The sequence below is a fragment of the Deinococcus marmoris genome, assembly GCF_001949125.1.
GTDB classification, from domain to species: domain Bacteria; phylum Deinococcota; class Deinococci; order Deinococcales; family Deinococcaceae; genus Deinococcus; species Deinococcus marmoris_A.
On record NZ_MSTI01000115.1, the window covers coordinates 1 to 14,110 of the forward strand.

At 65.6% G+C, this 14,110-nt stretch carries 15 protein-coding genes, 1 tRNA gene and 1 pseudogene; 10 read left to right on the forward strand and 7 right to left on the reverse strand.

The genetic code is table 11. The features are described 5' to 3' along the window. Nucleotides 1-330 (forward strand): annotated as a pseudogene (locus BOO71_RS16720) (IS701-like element ISPlag1 family transposase); the annotation flags it as partial. 29 nt (nt 331-359) lie between these two features. Here BOO71_RS16720 and BOO71_RS16725 read toward each other — a convergent pair. Beyond that, the gene (locus tag BOO71_RS16725) at nt 360-977 is read right to left on the reverse strand and encodes a TetR/AcrR family transcriptional regulator (protein WP_075834238.1); all 618 of its coding nucleotides are present in this window, start codon (nt 975-977) and stop codon (nt 360-362) included. A 468-nt stretch (nt 978-1,445) separates the two neighbouring features. On the opposite strand from BOO71_RS16725, the gene ppgK reads away from it, so the two are divergent. Further along, nucleotides 1,446-2,264 (forward strand): polyphosphate--glucose phosphotransferase, encoded by an 819-nt coding sequence (gene ppgK / locus BOO71_RS16730; RefSeq protein WP_075834240.1) that lies wholly within the window; start codon nt 1,446-1,448, stop codon nt 2,262-2,264. Between the two features lie 73 nt (nt 2,265-2,337). Further along, entirely contained in the window at nt 2,338-3,516 is a 1,179-nt protein-coding gene (locus BOO71_RS16735; RefSeq protein ID WP_075834242.1) for an amidohydrolase family protein, read from the forward strand. Here the strand turns inward: BOO71_RS16735 and BOO71_RS16740 are convergent. After that, nucleotides 3,513-4,001 carry a hypothetical protein gene (locus BOO71_RS16740; protein ID WP_075834244.1) on the reverse strand — a complete coding sequence of 163 codons (489 nt, stop codon included), beginning with the start codon at nt 3,999-4,001 and terminating at the stop codon, nt 3,513-3,515. The genes BOO71_RS16735 and BOO71_RS16740 overlap by 4 nt on opposite strands. Before the next feature lie 50 nt (nt 4,002-4,051). Further along, the gene (locus BOO71_RS16745; protein ID WP_075834246.1) at nt 4,052-4,711 is read right to left on the reverse strand and encodes a ribonuclease HII; all 660 of its coding nucleotides are present in this window, start codon (nt 4,709-4,711) and stop codon (nt 4,052-4,054) included. A 94-nt stretch (nt 4,712-4,805) separates the two neighbouring features. On the opposite strand from BOO71_RS16745, the gene rpe reads away from it, so the two are divergent. Both rpe and BOO71_RS16755 read left to right on the forward strand, forming a co-directional pair. Continuing rightward, nucleotides 4,806-5,495, forward strand: a complete 690-nt coding sequence (gene rpe / locus BOO71_RS16750; protein WP_075834248.1) for a ribulose-phosphate 3-epimerase — start codon at nt 4,806-4,808, stop codon at nt 5,493-5,495. 13 nt (nt 5,496-5,508) lie between these two features. Next, entirely contained in the window at nt 5,509-6,231 is a 723-nt protein-coding gene (locus tag BOO71_RS16755) for a 2-phosphosulfolactate phosphatase (protein ID WP_075834250.1), read from the forward strand. Nucleotides 6,232-6,511: 280 nt separating this feature from the next. On the opposite strand, the gene BOO71_RS16760 is transcribed toward BOO71_RS16755, so the two are convergent. Further along, complete coding sequence (locus tag BOO71_RS16760; RefSeq protein WP_075834252.1) at nt 6,512-7,579, reverse strand: M42 family metallopeptidase; 1,068 nt, start codon at nt 7,577-7,579, stop codon at nt 6,512-6,514. Nucleotides 7,580-7,693: 114 nt separating this feature from the next. On the opposite strand from BOO71_RS16760, the gene apaG reads away from it, so the two are divergent. Continuing rightward, nucleotides 7,694-8,128 (forward strand): Co2+/Mg2+ efflux protein ApaG, encoded by a 435-nt coding sequence (gene apaG, locus BOO71_RS16765; RefSeq protein WP_083653537.1) that lies wholly within the window; start codon nt 7,694-7,696, stop codon nt 8,126-8,128. A 6-nt stretch (nt 8,129-8,134) separates the two neighbouring features. On the opposite strand, the gene queA is transcribed toward apaG, so the two are convergent. Together queA and BOO71_RS16775 are read right to left on the reverse strand one after the other, a co-directional pair. Continuing rightward, the gene (gene queA / locus BOO71_RS16770) at nt 8,135-9,214 is read right to left on the reverse strand and encodes a tRNA preQ1(34) S-adenosylmethionine ribosyltransferase-isomerase QueA (protein WP_075834254.1); all 1,080 of its coding nucleotides are present in this window, start codon (nt 9,212-9,214) and stop codon (nt 8,135-8,137) included. Nucleotides 9,215-9,221: 7 nt separating this feature from the next. Next, a complete protein-coding gene (locus BOO71_RS16775; RefSeq protein ID WP_029479696.1) occupies nt 9,222-9,794 on the reverse strand; it encodes a LabA-like NYN domain-containing protein in 573 nt (190 codons plus the stop codon). A gap of 269 nt (nt 9,795-10,063) precedes the next feature. Between BOO71_RS16775 and ruvA the strand changes: the two genes are divergently transcribed. Both ruvA and BOO71_RS16785 read left to right on the forward strand, forming a co-directional pair. After that, nucleotides 10,064-10,660: a Holliday junction branch migration protein RuvA gene (gene ruvA / locus BOO71_RS16780; RefSeq protein WP_075834256.1), complete on the forward strand. Its 597-nt coding sequence runs from the start codon at nt 10,064-10,066 to the stop codon at nt 10,658-10,660. A 209-nt stretch (nt 10,661-10,869) separates the two neighbouring features. Further along, nucleotides 10,870-12,156 (forward strand): low temperature requirement protein A, encoded by a 1,287-nt coding sequence (locus BOO71_RS16785; protein ID WP_083653539.1) that lies wholly within the window; start codon nt 10,870-10,872, stop codon nt 12,154-12,156. Here BOO71_RS16785 and fni read toward each other — a convergent pair. Continuing rightward, nucleotides 12,148-13,164: a type 2 isopentenyl-diphosphate Delta-isomerase gene (gene fni / locus BOO71_RS16790; RefSeq protein ID WP_075834258.1), complete on the reverse strand. Its 1,017-nt coding sequence runs from the start codon at nt 13,162-13,164 to the stop codon at nt 12,148-12,150. The two genes, BOO71_RS16785 and fni, sit on opposite strands and share 9 nt — an antisense overlap. A 188-nt stretch (nt 13,165-13,352) precedes the next feature. Here fni and BOO71_RS16795 point away from each other — a divergent pair. Next, nucleotides 13,353-13,429 (forward strand) — tRNA-Met (locus BOO71_RS16795). A gap of 135 nt (nt 13,430-13,564) precedes the next feature. Further along, entirely contained in the window at nt 13,565-14,068 is a 504-nt protein-coding gene (locus BOO71_RS16800; RefSeq protein WP_075834260.1) for a DUF456 domain-containing protein, read from the forward strand. Nucleotides 14,069-14,110 lie beyond the last annotated feature (42 nt).

Below are 14,110 nucleotides of genomic sequence, written 5' to 3' on the forward strand. Positions count from 1 at the left end.
TTCCGGTTGGTGCTCTCTACCGAGCGCACGGAATGGGTCGTGACCAACGACCCAGCTTTACAGACTGCGGACGATGTGCGCCAGACGCTCGTCGTCCGCTGGGCTGCCCTGGTCTTTCACCGCGAACTGAAGCAGATCACAGGGATTGAAGGCTGTCAGTGCCGTCTAGGACGATCTCAGCGCAATCATGTTGGCATAGCGATGCTGGTCTGGATTCGATTGGCCCAAGCTGCGCGAGAGGCAAAGAAGACGATATACGCACTGAAATTTGGCCTCCTCGACGAGTACATGCGTCAGCAACTTGCTAACCCATTTGTAAGTTTCGCGTAAGCCCTACAGATATTACGAAAGCCCTAGGGCTACTGCCGCACCAGATCACGCCTGACTGCGCCTTCCAGCAGCAGATTCAGCGCCAGCCGCATTTCCTCCTGCAAGGGGCGTTCGGTGCCGTAGGCGCTCCAACGCAGGGCCACCATCAGATACGTGTCGGCGATCAGGTTGCTGATGCGCTGCAAGCTGAGGTCCGTCCGCATCTGCCCACTCTGATGCAGGGGGCGCAGGATCAGCTCGATCACCTTGCTCAGCGGCAGCGCCTGATACGCGGTGCGGGCGCGTTCGGGGTTGGGATTCATGACCTCGTAGGCCAGCGGTGGGAACAGATCGCGCTCGCGGGCGTTTTCCTCGGCCAGTGCGTCCCAGACCTCGTATAACACGGTCAGCGGGGCAATACCCTGGGCCAGCCGCGACTCGGCCTGATCGCGCAGGCGCTCCATGACCTCGGAGCCGTAATCGAGCAGCACGGCTTCCTTGTAGGGGTAATAGTTGAAGAAGGTGCCGCGCGAGACGTTGCTGGCCTTGGCGATGTCGGTGGCCGTGGTGGTCTGGAAGCCGCCGCGCTTGAACAGCTCAATGGCGACACTGTAGATCCGGGCGCGTCGGCGCTCCTTCTGACGTTCACGCAGCGAGGAAGAATCCATAGGGGTGACACAGGTATAGCGCTTCCAGTCTAAAATTGCACCCCGTCTAAATTAGGGAAGACCCAAGGTGGTTTGGTCAAGCGGGGCGGGAGGTGGGATGTTTGCCCACTGTGGGATGAGTTATGCGTCTGGGGCAAAAAGACAACCCCTCTCCTGCGGAGCTGTGCCAGCCAGTCTGCTCCCCTCAAAAGGGAGCCAAGAGTGCGCTGCTGGCCGGGCAATTCCGAGACCCTTGCCTCCCTTCTGAGGGGAGGTGCCCCGAAGGGGCGGACTCGCAGAGCTGCCAAGCAGAGGGGTTAAGCGGGCAGGGCGATTCCAAAACCGGACTCCATATTCGCCACACCCCAGAGCCGTGATGAAGAAAATTGAGTCTTCCAAAAGCGACTTCTTCCCCAGCGTCACGGGCCAACCTGCCCAACCTCACTCCGTCGCCCACCCCGGCCCCCAACTTCGCTTAGGCTGTAGCGCATGAGCGTGATTCTGGGCATCGATATCGGCGGCAGTGGCATCAAGGGCGCACCCGTGGACACCGCCACTGGCAAGCTGCTGGAAGAACGGCACCGCATCCCCACCCCTGAAGGTGCGCACCCGGACGCGGTGAAAGACGTGGTGGCCGAGCTAGCAAAGCACTTCGGCACCACTGGCCCCATCGGCGTGACCTTTCCCGGCATTGTGCAGCACGGGCGGACCCTCAGCGCGGCCAATGTGGACAAGGACTGGATCGGGCTGGACGCCGACGCGCTTTTTACCAAGGCCACCGGGCAGGACGTGTACCTGATCAATGATGCCGACGCCGCCGGACTGGCCGAGGCCCGCTTCGGGGCGGGGGCGGGCGTGGACGGCGTCGTGCTGGTGCTGACCTTCGGCACGGGCATCGGCAGCGCTTTAATCCACAACGGCGTGCTGGTGCCCAACACCGAACTGGGCCACCTGTGGTTGCGCGACAAGGAAGCCGAGGGCTGGGCCTCTGACCGCGCCCGCGAGCGCGACGATCTGAACTGGAAACAGTGGAGCAAGCGCGTCAGCACCTACCTGCAACACCTGGAATTGTTGTTCAGTCCCGACCTGTTCATCATCGGCGGCGGCGTCAGCAAGAAGGCCGACAAATGGCAGGACCACATCAAGCTGGAGCGCAGCAAACTGGTGCCCGCCAAGCTGCTGAACGAGGCCGGAATCGTCGGCGCGGCCATGCTGGCACAGGAATCTCAGAACGATAGTGGGGAGAAAAAGCCTGTCGCCTCCAAAGCCGCGCCGAAGGCTGAGAGCAAGGCGGGCAAGAAGAAGTAGGATTCGCGTTCCAGAGAAGCTCCAGGCAGGGCCGAGGGCGAAAATCCCCGCCCCACCCCTCTAACATGCCCACATGACCCTTTCCTCGCCTGATCCGTTCACGCCGCGCCTGTTCGTCTGCGATGTCCTGTACACCGGCATGGGCGGTGGCCACGCGCCCGGCGGAGTCGTGGTGGTGAGCGGCACGGTGGCGGCCACGGGCGATCCGGCGCAACTTCGCCTCCAGCATCCGCAGGCGGTTGTGGAAGAGATTGGAGGCATCATCGCCCCGCCGCCGATCAACGCACACACGCATCTGGACATGAGCGCCTACGCGTTTCAGGCTTTGCCTTATTTTCGCTGGCTGCCTGAAGTCGTGATTGCCCAGCGCGAGCAGCGTGGCGTATCAGGCGCGCTGGCGGGGGCCGACGAACTCTCGCGCCTGGGTGTGGGCGGCGTGGGCGACATCGTGTGGTCCCCGGAGGTGATGGACGCCCTGCTGGCACGGGAAGATTTGCGCGGCGTCCTCTACTTCGAGGTGCTGAATACCTTTCCTGGTAAGGCCGACGAGGTCTTCGCCGGAATGCGACAGCGGGTGGAGGCGTGGCGCAAGCTGGAGCGCCCCGGCGGCCCCCGCATCGGCCTGTCGCCGCACACGCCGTACACGGTCAGCCACCGCCTGATGAAACTGGTCTGCGATTACGCGGCGGGCGAGGGCCTGCCCCTCCAGATTCATGTGGCCGAGCATCCCAGTGAACCCGAGCTGTTTGCCACGGGCGCGGGACCACTGTGGGACAACCGCCTGCTGCCATTCTGGCCTGAAACCTTTGCAGAGGTTATTGGGCGCACGCCGGAGCCGGAGCTGACCCCCGTGCGCTATCTGGACGAACTGGGCGTGCTGGCCGCCAAACCCACACTGATCCATATGGTCAACGTCACCCCAGACGACATCGCGCGGGTGGCGCGGGCTGGGTGCGCGGTGGTCAGTTGCCCGCGCAGCAACCACCATCTGGAATGCGGCACCTTTCCGTGGACCGCCTTTGCCGCCGCCGGGGTGGAAATCGCGCTGGGTACAGATTCCGTTGCCAGCGGCGAAAGTCTGGACGTGCGCGAGGACGTGGCCTTTGCCCGGAACCTTTACCCAAAGCTCGATCCACGCCTGCTGGTGCGCGCCGCCGTCAAGGGAGGCGGGCGCGTGGTGGGCCTGCCCGCACCATTCATCCGGCGCGGGGAGGTATGGTCAGAGGATTTTCTGTGGAGTCGGCGCGGTTAGGACTGGCTGCTGAGGTTGGCCTCGCAGGTGCCGTTGGCCACCGTCTGGCCGTTGCGCGTGTAGGTCAGCGTGCCGATCAGCGGGTTGCCTGCCAGATTGTCGAGCTTGCAGGTGTAGACCACCTTGTCGAAGCTGGCCGCCCCAGCGTCGCCCACCCAGCGAAACTCGGCGTTGCGGCGGTCCGGGTCATAGGTGGCCACGGCAAATCCAGCGCGGTTGTCGTTAAATCCGGTGTACTCGTCCCGAGCGCTGGAGGAGGCGAATTTGCCCTGCACGTTCACCAGATCGGGGATCTTGACGGTGGTGACCACGTTGCGGCTGTCCACCACGCCGCTGAGGGTCCAAGTCTGCCCGACGGCCAGCGGCCCGAATTGCAGCGGCCCCTTCTCACCGTCGGTAGAGGAAAGCAGCGAGGCCACTGGCCCGCACGCTCCCAGCAGCAGAGGCAGACCCAGGGCCAGCGGTAAGACAGCGCGTTTCAACATGTCCGCAGGATACGGGCCACACATGAGGAAGCTGGGAAATGCGTGACAGGTCAGGGCTGCGCTGGAAACAGACCGCCCTCGCTGCCTTCCAGCAGTCGCCGGATGGGCGCGAAGGTCCGGCGGTGGGTCGCGCTCACGCCCAGTCGCTCCAGCGCGGCGCGGTGGGCCGGTGCGCCGTAGCCCTTATGGGCTGCAAAACCGTAGCCGGGATGCTGGCGGTCCAGTTCGCGCATCACGGCGTCACGCTCTGTTTTCGCCAGCAGGCTGGCGGCGGCCACGCTGTAGCTCAGGACGTCGGCCTTTGGGGGGGCGCTGATGGGAATCCTGACGCGGAGTTTCAGGTAATCCGTGACCAGCGCCTGCGGGGGCGGACGGAGTCTTTCCAGCGCCCGCAACGCCGCCGCGTGCGTCGCGCCCAGGATGTTGAGTTCGTCGATCTCGTCGGGCCAGGCGTGTTCCACGGCGTAGGCCAGGGCCACGCGGCGGACCTCTGCGGCGTATTCCTCGCGTTGCGGCGCTGTCAGTTGCTTGCTGTCGCGGAAGGGGTAGTCCATCGCCAGACCGGGGAGGATCACCGCCGCCACCGTGACCGGCCCGGCCCAGGCCCCGCGCCCGGCCTCGTCCACACCCGCCACCCGGAAATACCCGCGCCGCCAGTGTTCGCGCTCGTAGGCCCAGTCCGGCGTCACAGAGGGGGTCAAAGGAGGCATGGGGGGAGGGTAGCAGGCGTGGACCGCGCCGTGTTTCCAGCCCGCCAGTCTCAGCCGCCCCCACGTTTGTGAGCTATGTCGTAAACTGCCCGGCGTGAGTGCCCAAGTCGAGACTGTTCAAGACAACTCTGCCCGCCCCGTTAAGCTGGCCCCCAGTATCCTGTCGTGCGACTTCGCGCATCTGGCCGACGAACTGGGGGCCATCGCCGGGGCCGACTGGGCACATGTGGACGTGATGGACGGGATGTTCGTGCCCAACATCAGTTTCGGGCTGCCGATCCTGGCGGCGGCGCGGCGGGCCAGCAACCTGCCGCTGGACGTGCATCTGATGATCGAGCGTCCCGAGCGCTACCTGAAGGACTTTGCCGCCGCCGGGGCCGACAGCATGACCGTGCATGTCGAGTCCACGCCGCACGTTCACCGCGCCGTGCAGCAGATCCGGGAACTGGGCAAGCGGGCGGGCGTGACCCTCAACCCCGGCACACCGCTGGAGGCCGTGCGGCCCTTGCTGGGCGACGTGGACTTGGTGCTGGTCATGAGCGTCAATCCCGGCTTCGGTGGCCAGAAGTTCATTCCGGCCAGCCTGGAGCGGATTCGCACGCTGCGCCGCTGGCTGGACGAGATGGGCAGCGACGCCGAGTTGCAGGTGGACGGCGGCGTGTCCAGCACCAACGCCCGCGCGGTGGTCAGTGCCGGGGCCACGGTGCTGGTGGCCGGCAGCGCCGTCTTTGGGCCAGGGGGCGCAAAGGCTGGACTGGAACGCCTGCGGGAAGCCCTGAAGTGAAGGGCGCAGCGGCATGAAACTGCGCGTCGATCTGCTGCCACACGGGAATTACCCGGACGTGGTGCTGGTGATCGATGCGTTGCGCGCCACCACCACCGCCGTTGCTTACCTGGAACGCGGCGCACAGGCGCTGCTGCTGACCAGCACGCCGGAAGTGGCGCTGGCCCTGCGCGGCACGCGGGAAAACCTGCTGCTGGCCGGAGAACGTGGCGGCCTGCCCATTCCCGGCTTCGATTTCGGCAACAGCCCAGCAGAGGCAGGGACGCAGAACTTTGCGGGCAAGACGGTGGTCATGAACACCACCAACGGCACCGGGGCCGCCCACGTCGCCGCGCAGAGTGGCAAACATGTGCTGCTGGCCGCCCTGACCAACGCCCACGCCGCCGCCCGCCGCGCCCGCGCCCTGGCCTCCGAGGGCATTGCCATCGTCTGTGCCGGAACGGATGGGCGGGTGGGTCTGGAAGACGTGTACACCGCTGGGGTGCTGGCCGAGTACCTGCTGGCGATGGGCGACTTCACGCTGGACGACGGCGCGCGGATTGCCCTGACCGTGCGCCGGGGCGGCGGCGATCCCGCAGAGGCCCTGTCAGGCAGCGATCACGGCCTGCATCTGGCCACCCTGGGTCTGGCCGAGGACGTGCAACTCGCGGCAGGCCTCAGCACCAGCACGGTGGTTCCCACCCTGGAACGCGGCGAGGATGTGCCGGAGGGAACGCTCCGGTTTGTGGCAGGCTGAGGAGCGGACAACTTCATGGGCGAGGTCTTTCTTTCCTCTCTGTGTCATGAAACAGTAGTTCGGAACTTTTTTTGATGTCGCTGGAAATATCTGCACTGGGACAGCTTCGCCGTCCACCCCCCTCCCAACCCTCCCCCGCAAGGAGGGAGGGCTTTTGTGTTATCTGACACGGAGTTTGCGGTAAAGACGTTGACGCCGAACTCAAAAAATTTCCAAACCATTGATGAAAGAACGCCGCCCAAAATTCCAGGTTTCGGGCGGCGTTCTCTGGAGACTGGATCTAGATCCGCGTAAAGTCTGGCCCTTCCTCCAGATCCTTCACCCAGGCCGCGATGATGTCGATGCACGCCTTGACATCATGGGCGTCCACCATTTCGCTGGGGCTGTGCATGTAGCGGTTGGGAATGCTGACCACGGCGGTGGGCACCCCTGAACGCACCAGCGTCAGCGCGTCGGCGTCGGTGCCGGTGCGCGAGGTATTGGCCCCCAGCGTGAAGGGAATGCTGTTCTTGCGCGCGGCCTCCTGAAGCTGGCGTACCACCACCGGGCTGCTGGTTGGCCCCACGCCCAGATTCGCACCGCTGCCGAAGTGGATCACGCCGTACTTCTTCTCGCTGACGCCGTTCTGCTTGGTCTCGTGCGTCACGTCCACCGCGATTCCGGCGATGGGATCGATTTTGTGGCCGCCCAGTCGCGCGCCGAACAGCCCGATTTCCTCCTGGCTGGTGCCCACGGCCACGACGCGGTGCTTGAGGTCCGTATGTTGGAGCGCCTTGAGGGCTTCCAGCACCACGAACGCGCCCACGCGGTTGTCAAGCGCCCGGCTGACGATCTTGTTCCCCACCATGATCGGTCCCTGCTCGATCACGCCGTAGGTGCCCACCGGAATCTGCTCCTGCGCGTCCTCCTTGCTCAGGCCCACGTCGATCCACAGGTCTTCCAGTTTGCTGGCCTTGCTGCGCTCCTCGGATTCCATGACGTGGATGGCCTTCTTGCCGATCACGCCCAGCAGATCGCCGCCCGGTGCCAGCAGGCGGATGCGCTGGCCCACCAGCACCTGCGGGTCCCAGCCGCCGATGGGCAGCACGCTGAGAAAGCCCTCGTCGCCCACATGCGAGACGATCAGGCCGATCTCGTCCAGGTGGCCCATCAAGGCAATCGCGGGCGCGTCCTGTGGTCCCAGTTCGGCGTACACGTTGCCGTAATGGTCCTCGGAGACGCGGGCAAAGGCGCTGGCCTCGGCTTTCCAGACGTCGGCGGCGCGGCGTTCCAGACCGCTGGGTGCGGCTTCGGAAAGCAGCGCGAAAAGGAAGTCCTTGTTGATGCCCAGTTCTGAGTTAGAAGTCACGCAGGGCAGTGTAGAGCAGGCTTCCGCGCGCTGCCTTCAGCACATGACCCACCGATTGCTCATACGCGCCGCCGGGGCACGTTGCGGCGCTGGCCTCCGCTATCCTCTGAACCCATGAGCCGTCCTCCCCCCGATTCAGAACGTTCAGACCCTCCCAGTCCCGACTCCGGGGCCAACACTGCGCCGGACATCCGTATCAGCGTGCAGGTCAGCCATCTGGCCGCGCACAGTACGCCGGAGCGCAAGGTTTTCAGCTATGTGATTCGCATAGAGAACCACCACGATCAGACCTGGCAACTGCTGGCCCGGCACTGGGACATCGTGGACGCGCACGGCCACGAGATCAATGTGGACGGCGACGGCGTGGTGGGCGAGCAGCCCGTGATCGCGCCGGGCGGCACCTTCGTCTACGATTCCTTCGTGACGGTGGAGGCCACGCCGGGTGTGATGCGCGGCTATTACGTGATGCAGGACGCCTGGGGCGCGCGGGTGCGGGTGCCGATTCCGGCGTTCATGCTGGACGTGCCGGGGCAGCGGACGCTGAATTAGGCTTTTTTAGCCTTCCCGCCTATTCTCCAGTAGCATCGCGTCGCCCAGCGAATAAAAGCGGTAGTCCCCCGCCAGCGCCGCGTCATAAGCTGCCTGAATGCGCTCCTCTCCAGCAAAGGCAGACACCAGCAGTAGCAGGGTGCTGCCCGGCAGATGCAGGTTGGTGATCAGCAGATCGGGAACGTGAACAGGCGTGCCAGGGGTGATGAAAATACGCGTGTCGCCCTCGCCCGCCTGTACCATCTGCCCGTCCCAGGCGCTTTCCAGCGTGCGAACCGTGGTGGTGCCGACGGCCACGACGCGGCGGCCCTCGGCCCTGGCGCGGTTGATGGCCTGCGCGGTGGCCTCGCTCACCGAATACCGCTCGGCATGCATGGTGTGGTCCGCCACCGATCCCTGGATGGGCCTGAATGTTCCCGCGCCCACATGCAGGGTTACGGCGCAGCGTTCCACGCCCCTGCTGTCCAGCCGCGCCAGCAGCTCCGGCGTGAAGTGCAGCCCGGCGGTGGGGGCGGCCACGCTGCCGGGATCGCGGGCATACACCGTCTGGTAGCGTTCGCGCCAGACCTCGTCATCGTCGCCAGCATCGATATACGGCGGCAGCGGCAGCCGCCCGATCTCGTCCAGATGCGGCTTGAGGTCATGCTCGAAGCGCAAAAGCCGTGCGCCGTCTTCCAGAATGCCGACGACTTCGGCCCGATGCTGCTCACCGTCAGCCTGGCCCAGCCACAACTCTTTCCCGGCCCGTTTCGCAGGCTTGAGATACGCGCTCCAGACATTGTTCTCTTCCTCGCGCAGCAGCATGACTTCCACCACGCCGCCGCCGTGGCCTTCGGGGGTCACGGGCTTGCGCGCCATCACACGGGCGGGAATGACGCGGCTCTGGTTAGAAACCAGCAGGTCGCTGGGGCGCAGCAGCGTGGGCAGATCGCTGAAGACGCGGTGCGAAATCTCGCCCTGGCCTACCACCATCAGGCGGGAGGAGTCGCGCGGTTCGGCCCCGGTCTGGGCGATGCGCTCCGGGGGCAAATCGAAGTTCAGGCGGGCGAGAACGGCGTCGGCGTCATAAAGATTGGAGTCGGGCATCGCTGGATTACTGGACGGGTTCTTCTGGCTTCGGCTCGTCGGCCTTGGCATTGTTGCGCTGGCGGGCGGGCATCAACGCGTCCTCGATGTCGGGCAGGTGCATGAAGCGGTCTGCGGCGTCGATCAGGCGCTGGGCGGTGTGTTCGCGGAAGGCGATGACCTCCACGCGCTTGCCGCGCTCCTGCAAGACCTCCACCATGTCGGTGAAATCGCCGTCGCCGCTGCCCAGCACCACCACGTCCAGATGGTCCATCAGGCGCACCATGTCGGCCACGATGCCCATGTCCCAGTTGCCCTCGTAGATGGGTTTGCCGCCGTCGGTGACGTGGTGCAGGTGCAGGTTCATGCGCCGCACCTTGAAGCCCAGCGTGGACAGCTTGTAGATGAAGGGCCGGGCGGTGGCCTCGTTCTCGCGCTCCACCGTGTAGGAAATGGCGTGCAGTAGCTCGCGGCCATCCACGGCCACGTTCAGCAGCGTCTCGAAGTTGACGGTGCGTTCCAGCAGGTCACGCGCGGAGTGGTAGAGGTTCTGGGTATCGATAAACACGCCCACGCGGGGGCGGTGAACTACGTATTGCATTGGGTTTCTCCTGTTGTGGGCCGGGCTTGGGTAAAGCGCAAAAAGGGATGGGGCGGGAAATGGGCTGCTCTCAAAGGGCTTTCCCCAAACAAGGGAGTGAGGTCTGCCGCAGGGAGTCTAACACCGGGGCAGGGGCCTGAAAATGCGTGGGGTGACGTTGTCTGTGGCCGGGTGACACCCAGAATTCTCCAGCCCTTTCAAATCCAGCCCTGCAAATCCTGCCCGCTCCCACAGCCCCACACTCCGGTAGCGCATTAGAATCGGTGGCAATGATTGCTTACCTGTCTGGCGTGGTGCGCGAGGTGCGCGAGAACAGCGCCGTGGTGGTGGCGGGCGGCGTGGGCTACGAGGTCCAGTGTCCGGCGGGAACGCTGGCGAAACTGGTGGCGGGGCAGCCCGCCGAACTGAACACCCGTTTCATCGTGCGCGAGGATGCCCAACTGCTGTTCGGTTTCGCGGATACCGACAGCGTGCGGCTGTTCGATCTGCTGACCGGGGTGAGCGGCGTGGGGCCAAAGCTGGGGCTGGCGATGCTGTCGGCCATGCCCGTCTCGGCGCTGGCGCAGGGCCTGCTGAGCGGCGACGCCAAACTGCTGTCCAGCGTCTCTGGCGTGGGCAAGAAGACCGCTGAGCGGCTGGTGCTGGAGCTTCAGGGCAAGGTGCCCGAACATCTGGCCGCGCCTGCCGTGGGCGGCGTGAGGGCCACCAGACCAGTGACGACGGAGGGCCGCGACGCGGTGGACGCGCTACTGGCCCTGGGTTTCCGCGAGGCCGGGGTGCGCGCGGTGGTGGCCGAACTGCTGTCCGCCGAGCCGGGGCTGAGCGCCGACGCGCTGATCCGCAAGGGCCTGGGTCGCTTGAGGTGAGGGGCTGCTTACGGTGGCCTGCCTCACTCATCTGATAAAAAAATCCGCGTGACGCACGGCCAGCCCGACGAAGTGATACGGACTCCGATTGAATCGTTTGCAAAAACGATGAAATCCGAGCGGATGCGAGAAGGAGAAGGACGGGTTCCGGGCGTGGAGTTAACGAACCGGAGCTTTCCCGGTTTGTTAACGCAACAGACGGAATCCGTATGAATCTCCAGAGAACCGTGGAAGATGCGCCCTCTGAAGCCCAGGATCAGGAGAGTTCTGTTTACCAGGAGCAGAAGGTCTCCTGGCTGGAACTGTTCTTTGACCTGATCTTCGTGGTGGCCTTCGATCAGCTTGCCAAGCGGCTGGGCCAGTCGCCGGACTTCATGAGCCTCTTGCACTTCGGGCTGCTGTTCGTGGCGGTGTGGTGGGCCTGGGCGGGCAACGCCACCTTCGCCGCCCGCTACGGCAACGAGAGCCGCACCTACCGCTGGGGCACGCTGGCGCAACTGGTGTCGCTGGGCATGATTGCCCTGACCATCCGGGGCGATCTGGTGGATACCGGTTCGGCCTTTGCGCTGGCCTACGGGGTCAACCGGCTGATCCAGACAGGGCTGTACGTGGCGGTGGCGCGGCGTGGTCCCGCCGTGGCCGCCTTCGCCGGGCGCATGGCGCTGGCCTTCGGCACGGCAGCGGCGCTGTGGCTGGTCTCGGCGGCGTGGCCGGGTGGCTCGGCGGCGCAGATCGGGCTGTGGTGCGCCGCCCTGCTGCTGGACGTGCTGACCCCGGTCTTCATCCGCAACCACAGCCGCCACGCCCTGCCGCACGAGGGCCACCTGCCCGAACGGGTGGGCCTGCTGCAAATCATCGCGCTGGGGGAAATCGTCACCGAAGTCGTGGGCGGCAGCCGACAGCAGGAGCTGAACGCGAATAACCTGATTCCGGCGCTGGCGGCCATCGTGACGGCGGTGGCGCTGTGGCGCATGTACTTCGATCAGGCCCGCTCGCTGCCGCTGCTGGGGGCGCGGGTGGACCGCCGGGTGGAGGGCATGCTGGCGTGGCTGTACGGCCACCTGCCCTTCACGTTGGCGGTGGTGGTGCTGAGCGTGGGGCTGGGACACGGCCTGTCTGCCGCCGGGTCCAGCAAGGCCGCCGAGGACCAGCAGTTGGTGGCCGCCGCGCTGGCCCTGGCCCTGCTGACGCTGGCGTTTTTGCGCTGGAATTCGCTACGGGTCACGCGCCGTTTCTTCCCGGACAGAAGTCTGCCCGCGCTGCTGGTGGGGGCGGGGCTGGCCGTGGGGCTGCTGTTCATCGATCTGGACACTTTCCGGGTGCATCTGGCCGTCGCCGCCTTAACCACGCTGGTGGCCCTGATCATCGCCACCGATCCGGTTACGCGGCGGCTGGGCCAACTGGAGGAAGCAGTGCTGGAGCGTCTTGGAGAGGGCGATCAGCCCGACTCGGTAGAGGACGCCCTGGAGGAATTGCCCCAGACACCGTCAGGATGAGGCCCGCACCGCCGACACGTCCGAGTAGCCGCCCACGAACAGGGCCACGCGCAATTCCTGAATGAAGTTCGCCAGCCAGTCCTCCACGGCTTCAGCGCTGTCCAGCGCGGGTGCAAGAAGTGGGCGGGCCACCGCCACCACCCCCGCGCCCAGGCTGAGGGCGCGGGCGGCGTCCAGCCCCGTGCGAATGCCCCCGGAGGCGATCAGGGGCATTCTCGGGGCAGCGATTCTGGCCTCACGTAATGCCTGGGCCGTCGGCACGCCCACCTCGCACAGATCAGGACTGATGACCGCGCCATGTTCCACCAGTTGTTCCACCCGCGCCCAACTGGTGCCCCCGGCTCCGGCCACGTCCAGCGCGGCGAATCCCAGGTCACGAACAGCAGCAACGGTGTGCGCGTCCAGCCCATGCCCCACCTCTTTAAGAACCACCGGGAAGGGCAGGTCTGGCAGCAGTTCGGCCAGCCGCGCAGTCAGGCCCGTCCAGTTCGTATCGCCGCCGCGCTGCAACGCTTCCTGCAAGGGGTTGACGTGAATCGCCAGAGCGTCCGCGCCCACGGTCTGCACGGCGCGGCTGGCCTCTTTCGCGCCGTAGCCCAGCAGGAACTGTGCCCCGCCCAGATTGCCGAGCAGCAGGATATCGGGGGCCAGTTCGCGGATCTGGAAGGTGGCGGCGGTGTCGGGGCGCTCCAGCATCACGCGCTGCGAACCCAGCATCAGACCCACGCCCAGCTTCTGCGCGGCCTGTGCCAGATGGGCATTGATGTGCCCCGCCCGCTCGGCCCCGCCAGTCATCGCGCCGATCAGGACCGGGGCCTTCAGGGTGTGGCCCAGAAACGTGGTGGTCAGGTTTATCTCGCTCAGGTTGCGCTCCGGCAGGGCGCGGTAGAGCCAGGGCACCGCCTCCAGCCCGGTGGTCACGCCCGCGTACTGGCTCTCCGGCAGCAGGCACGCCTCCACATGGCGCAGTTTGCGCGCCGCGATTTCGGAGGCTGGCGTGGGGATCATCCCCCCAGCCTAGCGCCCGCCGGGTCAGGCTGGCGCACGAATTCACGCACTCCCTCTCGCCCTGCGCCGCCCTATGGCAACCCCATGCACAGTTGACAGTCCGGGCGGGGGGCTGTACTATTCCCAAGCGCTGAGAAGAGAAGGACGGCGTGAGGCACGTTAAAAGTGCTGAAAGTTTCAAAGGATAACGCAGGGTAGAGCAGTCTGGTAGCTCGTCGGGCTCATAACCCGGAGGTCGCAGGTTCAAATCCTGTCCCTGCAACCAAAGTAAATAAAGTCCCCACTTCGCGGTGGGGGCTTTTTCGTGTCTGGCTGTCCAACCGTCCAAAGGTCCGACTGTCACGCCGCCGGAAGTTGGGTGGGGAACCTCCAGCCCGCGTGCGCCGTACTGTGCTGGGACATGAGCCTCGCCTTTCTGATTTTTCTGGTTGCCTGGATCGTCGGCATGGTGGCGACCTTCGTGCCAGTGCTGCCCGCCACGCTGATCATCTTTCTGGGGGCGCTGGGGGCCACGCTGCTGGACGGCTTTCAGGTCTGGCCGGACCTGCCATTTCTGCTGACCTTCGGGGCGCTGACCATCCTGATCGGCTTCGTGGACAACCTGGCCTCGGCGTGGGGGGCGCGGCGCTACGGCGGCAGCAAACAGGCGGTCTGGGGCGCATTGATCGGCGGGCTGGCCGGGCTGTTCATTCCCTTTGGCCTGATCGTGGGGCCGCTGGCCGGGGCGCTGCTGGCCGAACTGCTGGTGGTCCGCAAGAACCTGCCAGACGCCCTGCGCTCGGCCTGGGGAACGCTGGTGGGCCTGCTGACCGGACTGGGTGCCAAGCTGATCCTGCACCTGCTGATGGGCATTTACGAGCTGTGGCGGCTGTGGGAACCTGCGCGGAGCGTGGTGGGCGCTTAGAAGGTTGGTCTGCAAATAAGAATGCTCAGCTCAAGGCCCTGT

Bases quoted from the DNA above. Each gene is read 5' to 3' on its own strand.
- BOO71_RS16735 (WP_075834242.1), top strand. From the start codon at position 2,338: ATGACCCTTTCCTCGCCTGATCCGTTCACGCCGCGCCTGTTCGTCTGC.
- BOO71_RS16755 (WP_075834250.1), top strand. From the start codon at position 5,509: ATGAAACTGCGCGTCGATCTGCTGCCACACGGGAATTACCCGGACGTG.
- apaG (WP_083653537.1), top strand. From the start codon at position 7,694: ATGAGCCGTCCTCCCCCCGATTCAGAACGTTCAGACCCTCCCAGTCCC.
- BOO71_RS16740 (WP_075834244.1), bottom strand. From the start codon at position 4,001: ATGTTGAAACGCGCTGTCTTACCGCTGGCCCTGGGTCTGCCTCTGCTG.
- ppgK (WP_075834240.1), top strand. From the start codon at position 1,446: ATGAGCGTGATTCTGGGCATCGATATCGGCGGCAGTGGCATCAAGGGC.
- ruvA (WP_075834256.1), top strand. From the start codon at position 10,064: ATGATTGCTTACCTGTCTGGCGTGGTGCGCGAGGTGCGCGAGAACAGC.
- BOO71_RS16785 (WP_083653539.1), top strand. From the start codon at position 10,870: ATGAATCTCCAGAGAACCGTGGAAGATGCGCCCTCTGAAGCCCAGGAT.
- BOO71_RS16745 (WP_075834246.1), bottom strand. From the start codon at position 4,711: ATGCCTCCTTTGACCCCCTCTGTGACGCCGGACTGGGCCTACGAGCGC.
- BOO71_RS16725 (WP_075834238.1), bottom strand. From the start codon at position 977: ATGGATTCTTCCTCGCTGCGTGAACGTCAGAAGGAGCGCCGACGCGCC.
- BOO71_RS16800 (WP_075834260.1), top strand. From the start codon at position 13,565: ATGAGCCTCGCCTTTCTGATTTTTCTGGTTGCCTGGATCGTCGGCATG.
- fni (WP_075834258.1), bottom strand. From the start codon at position 13,164: ATGATCCCCACGCCAGCCTCCGAAATCGCGGCGCGCAAACTGCGCCAT.
- queA (WP_075834254.1), bottom strand. From the start codon at position 9,214: ATGCCCGACTCCAATCTTTATGACGCCGACGCCGTTCTCGCCCGCCTG.
- BOO71_RS16775 (WP_029479696.1), bottom strand. From the start codon at position 9,794: ATGCAATACGTAGTTCACCGCCCCCGCGTGGGCGTGTTTATCGATACC.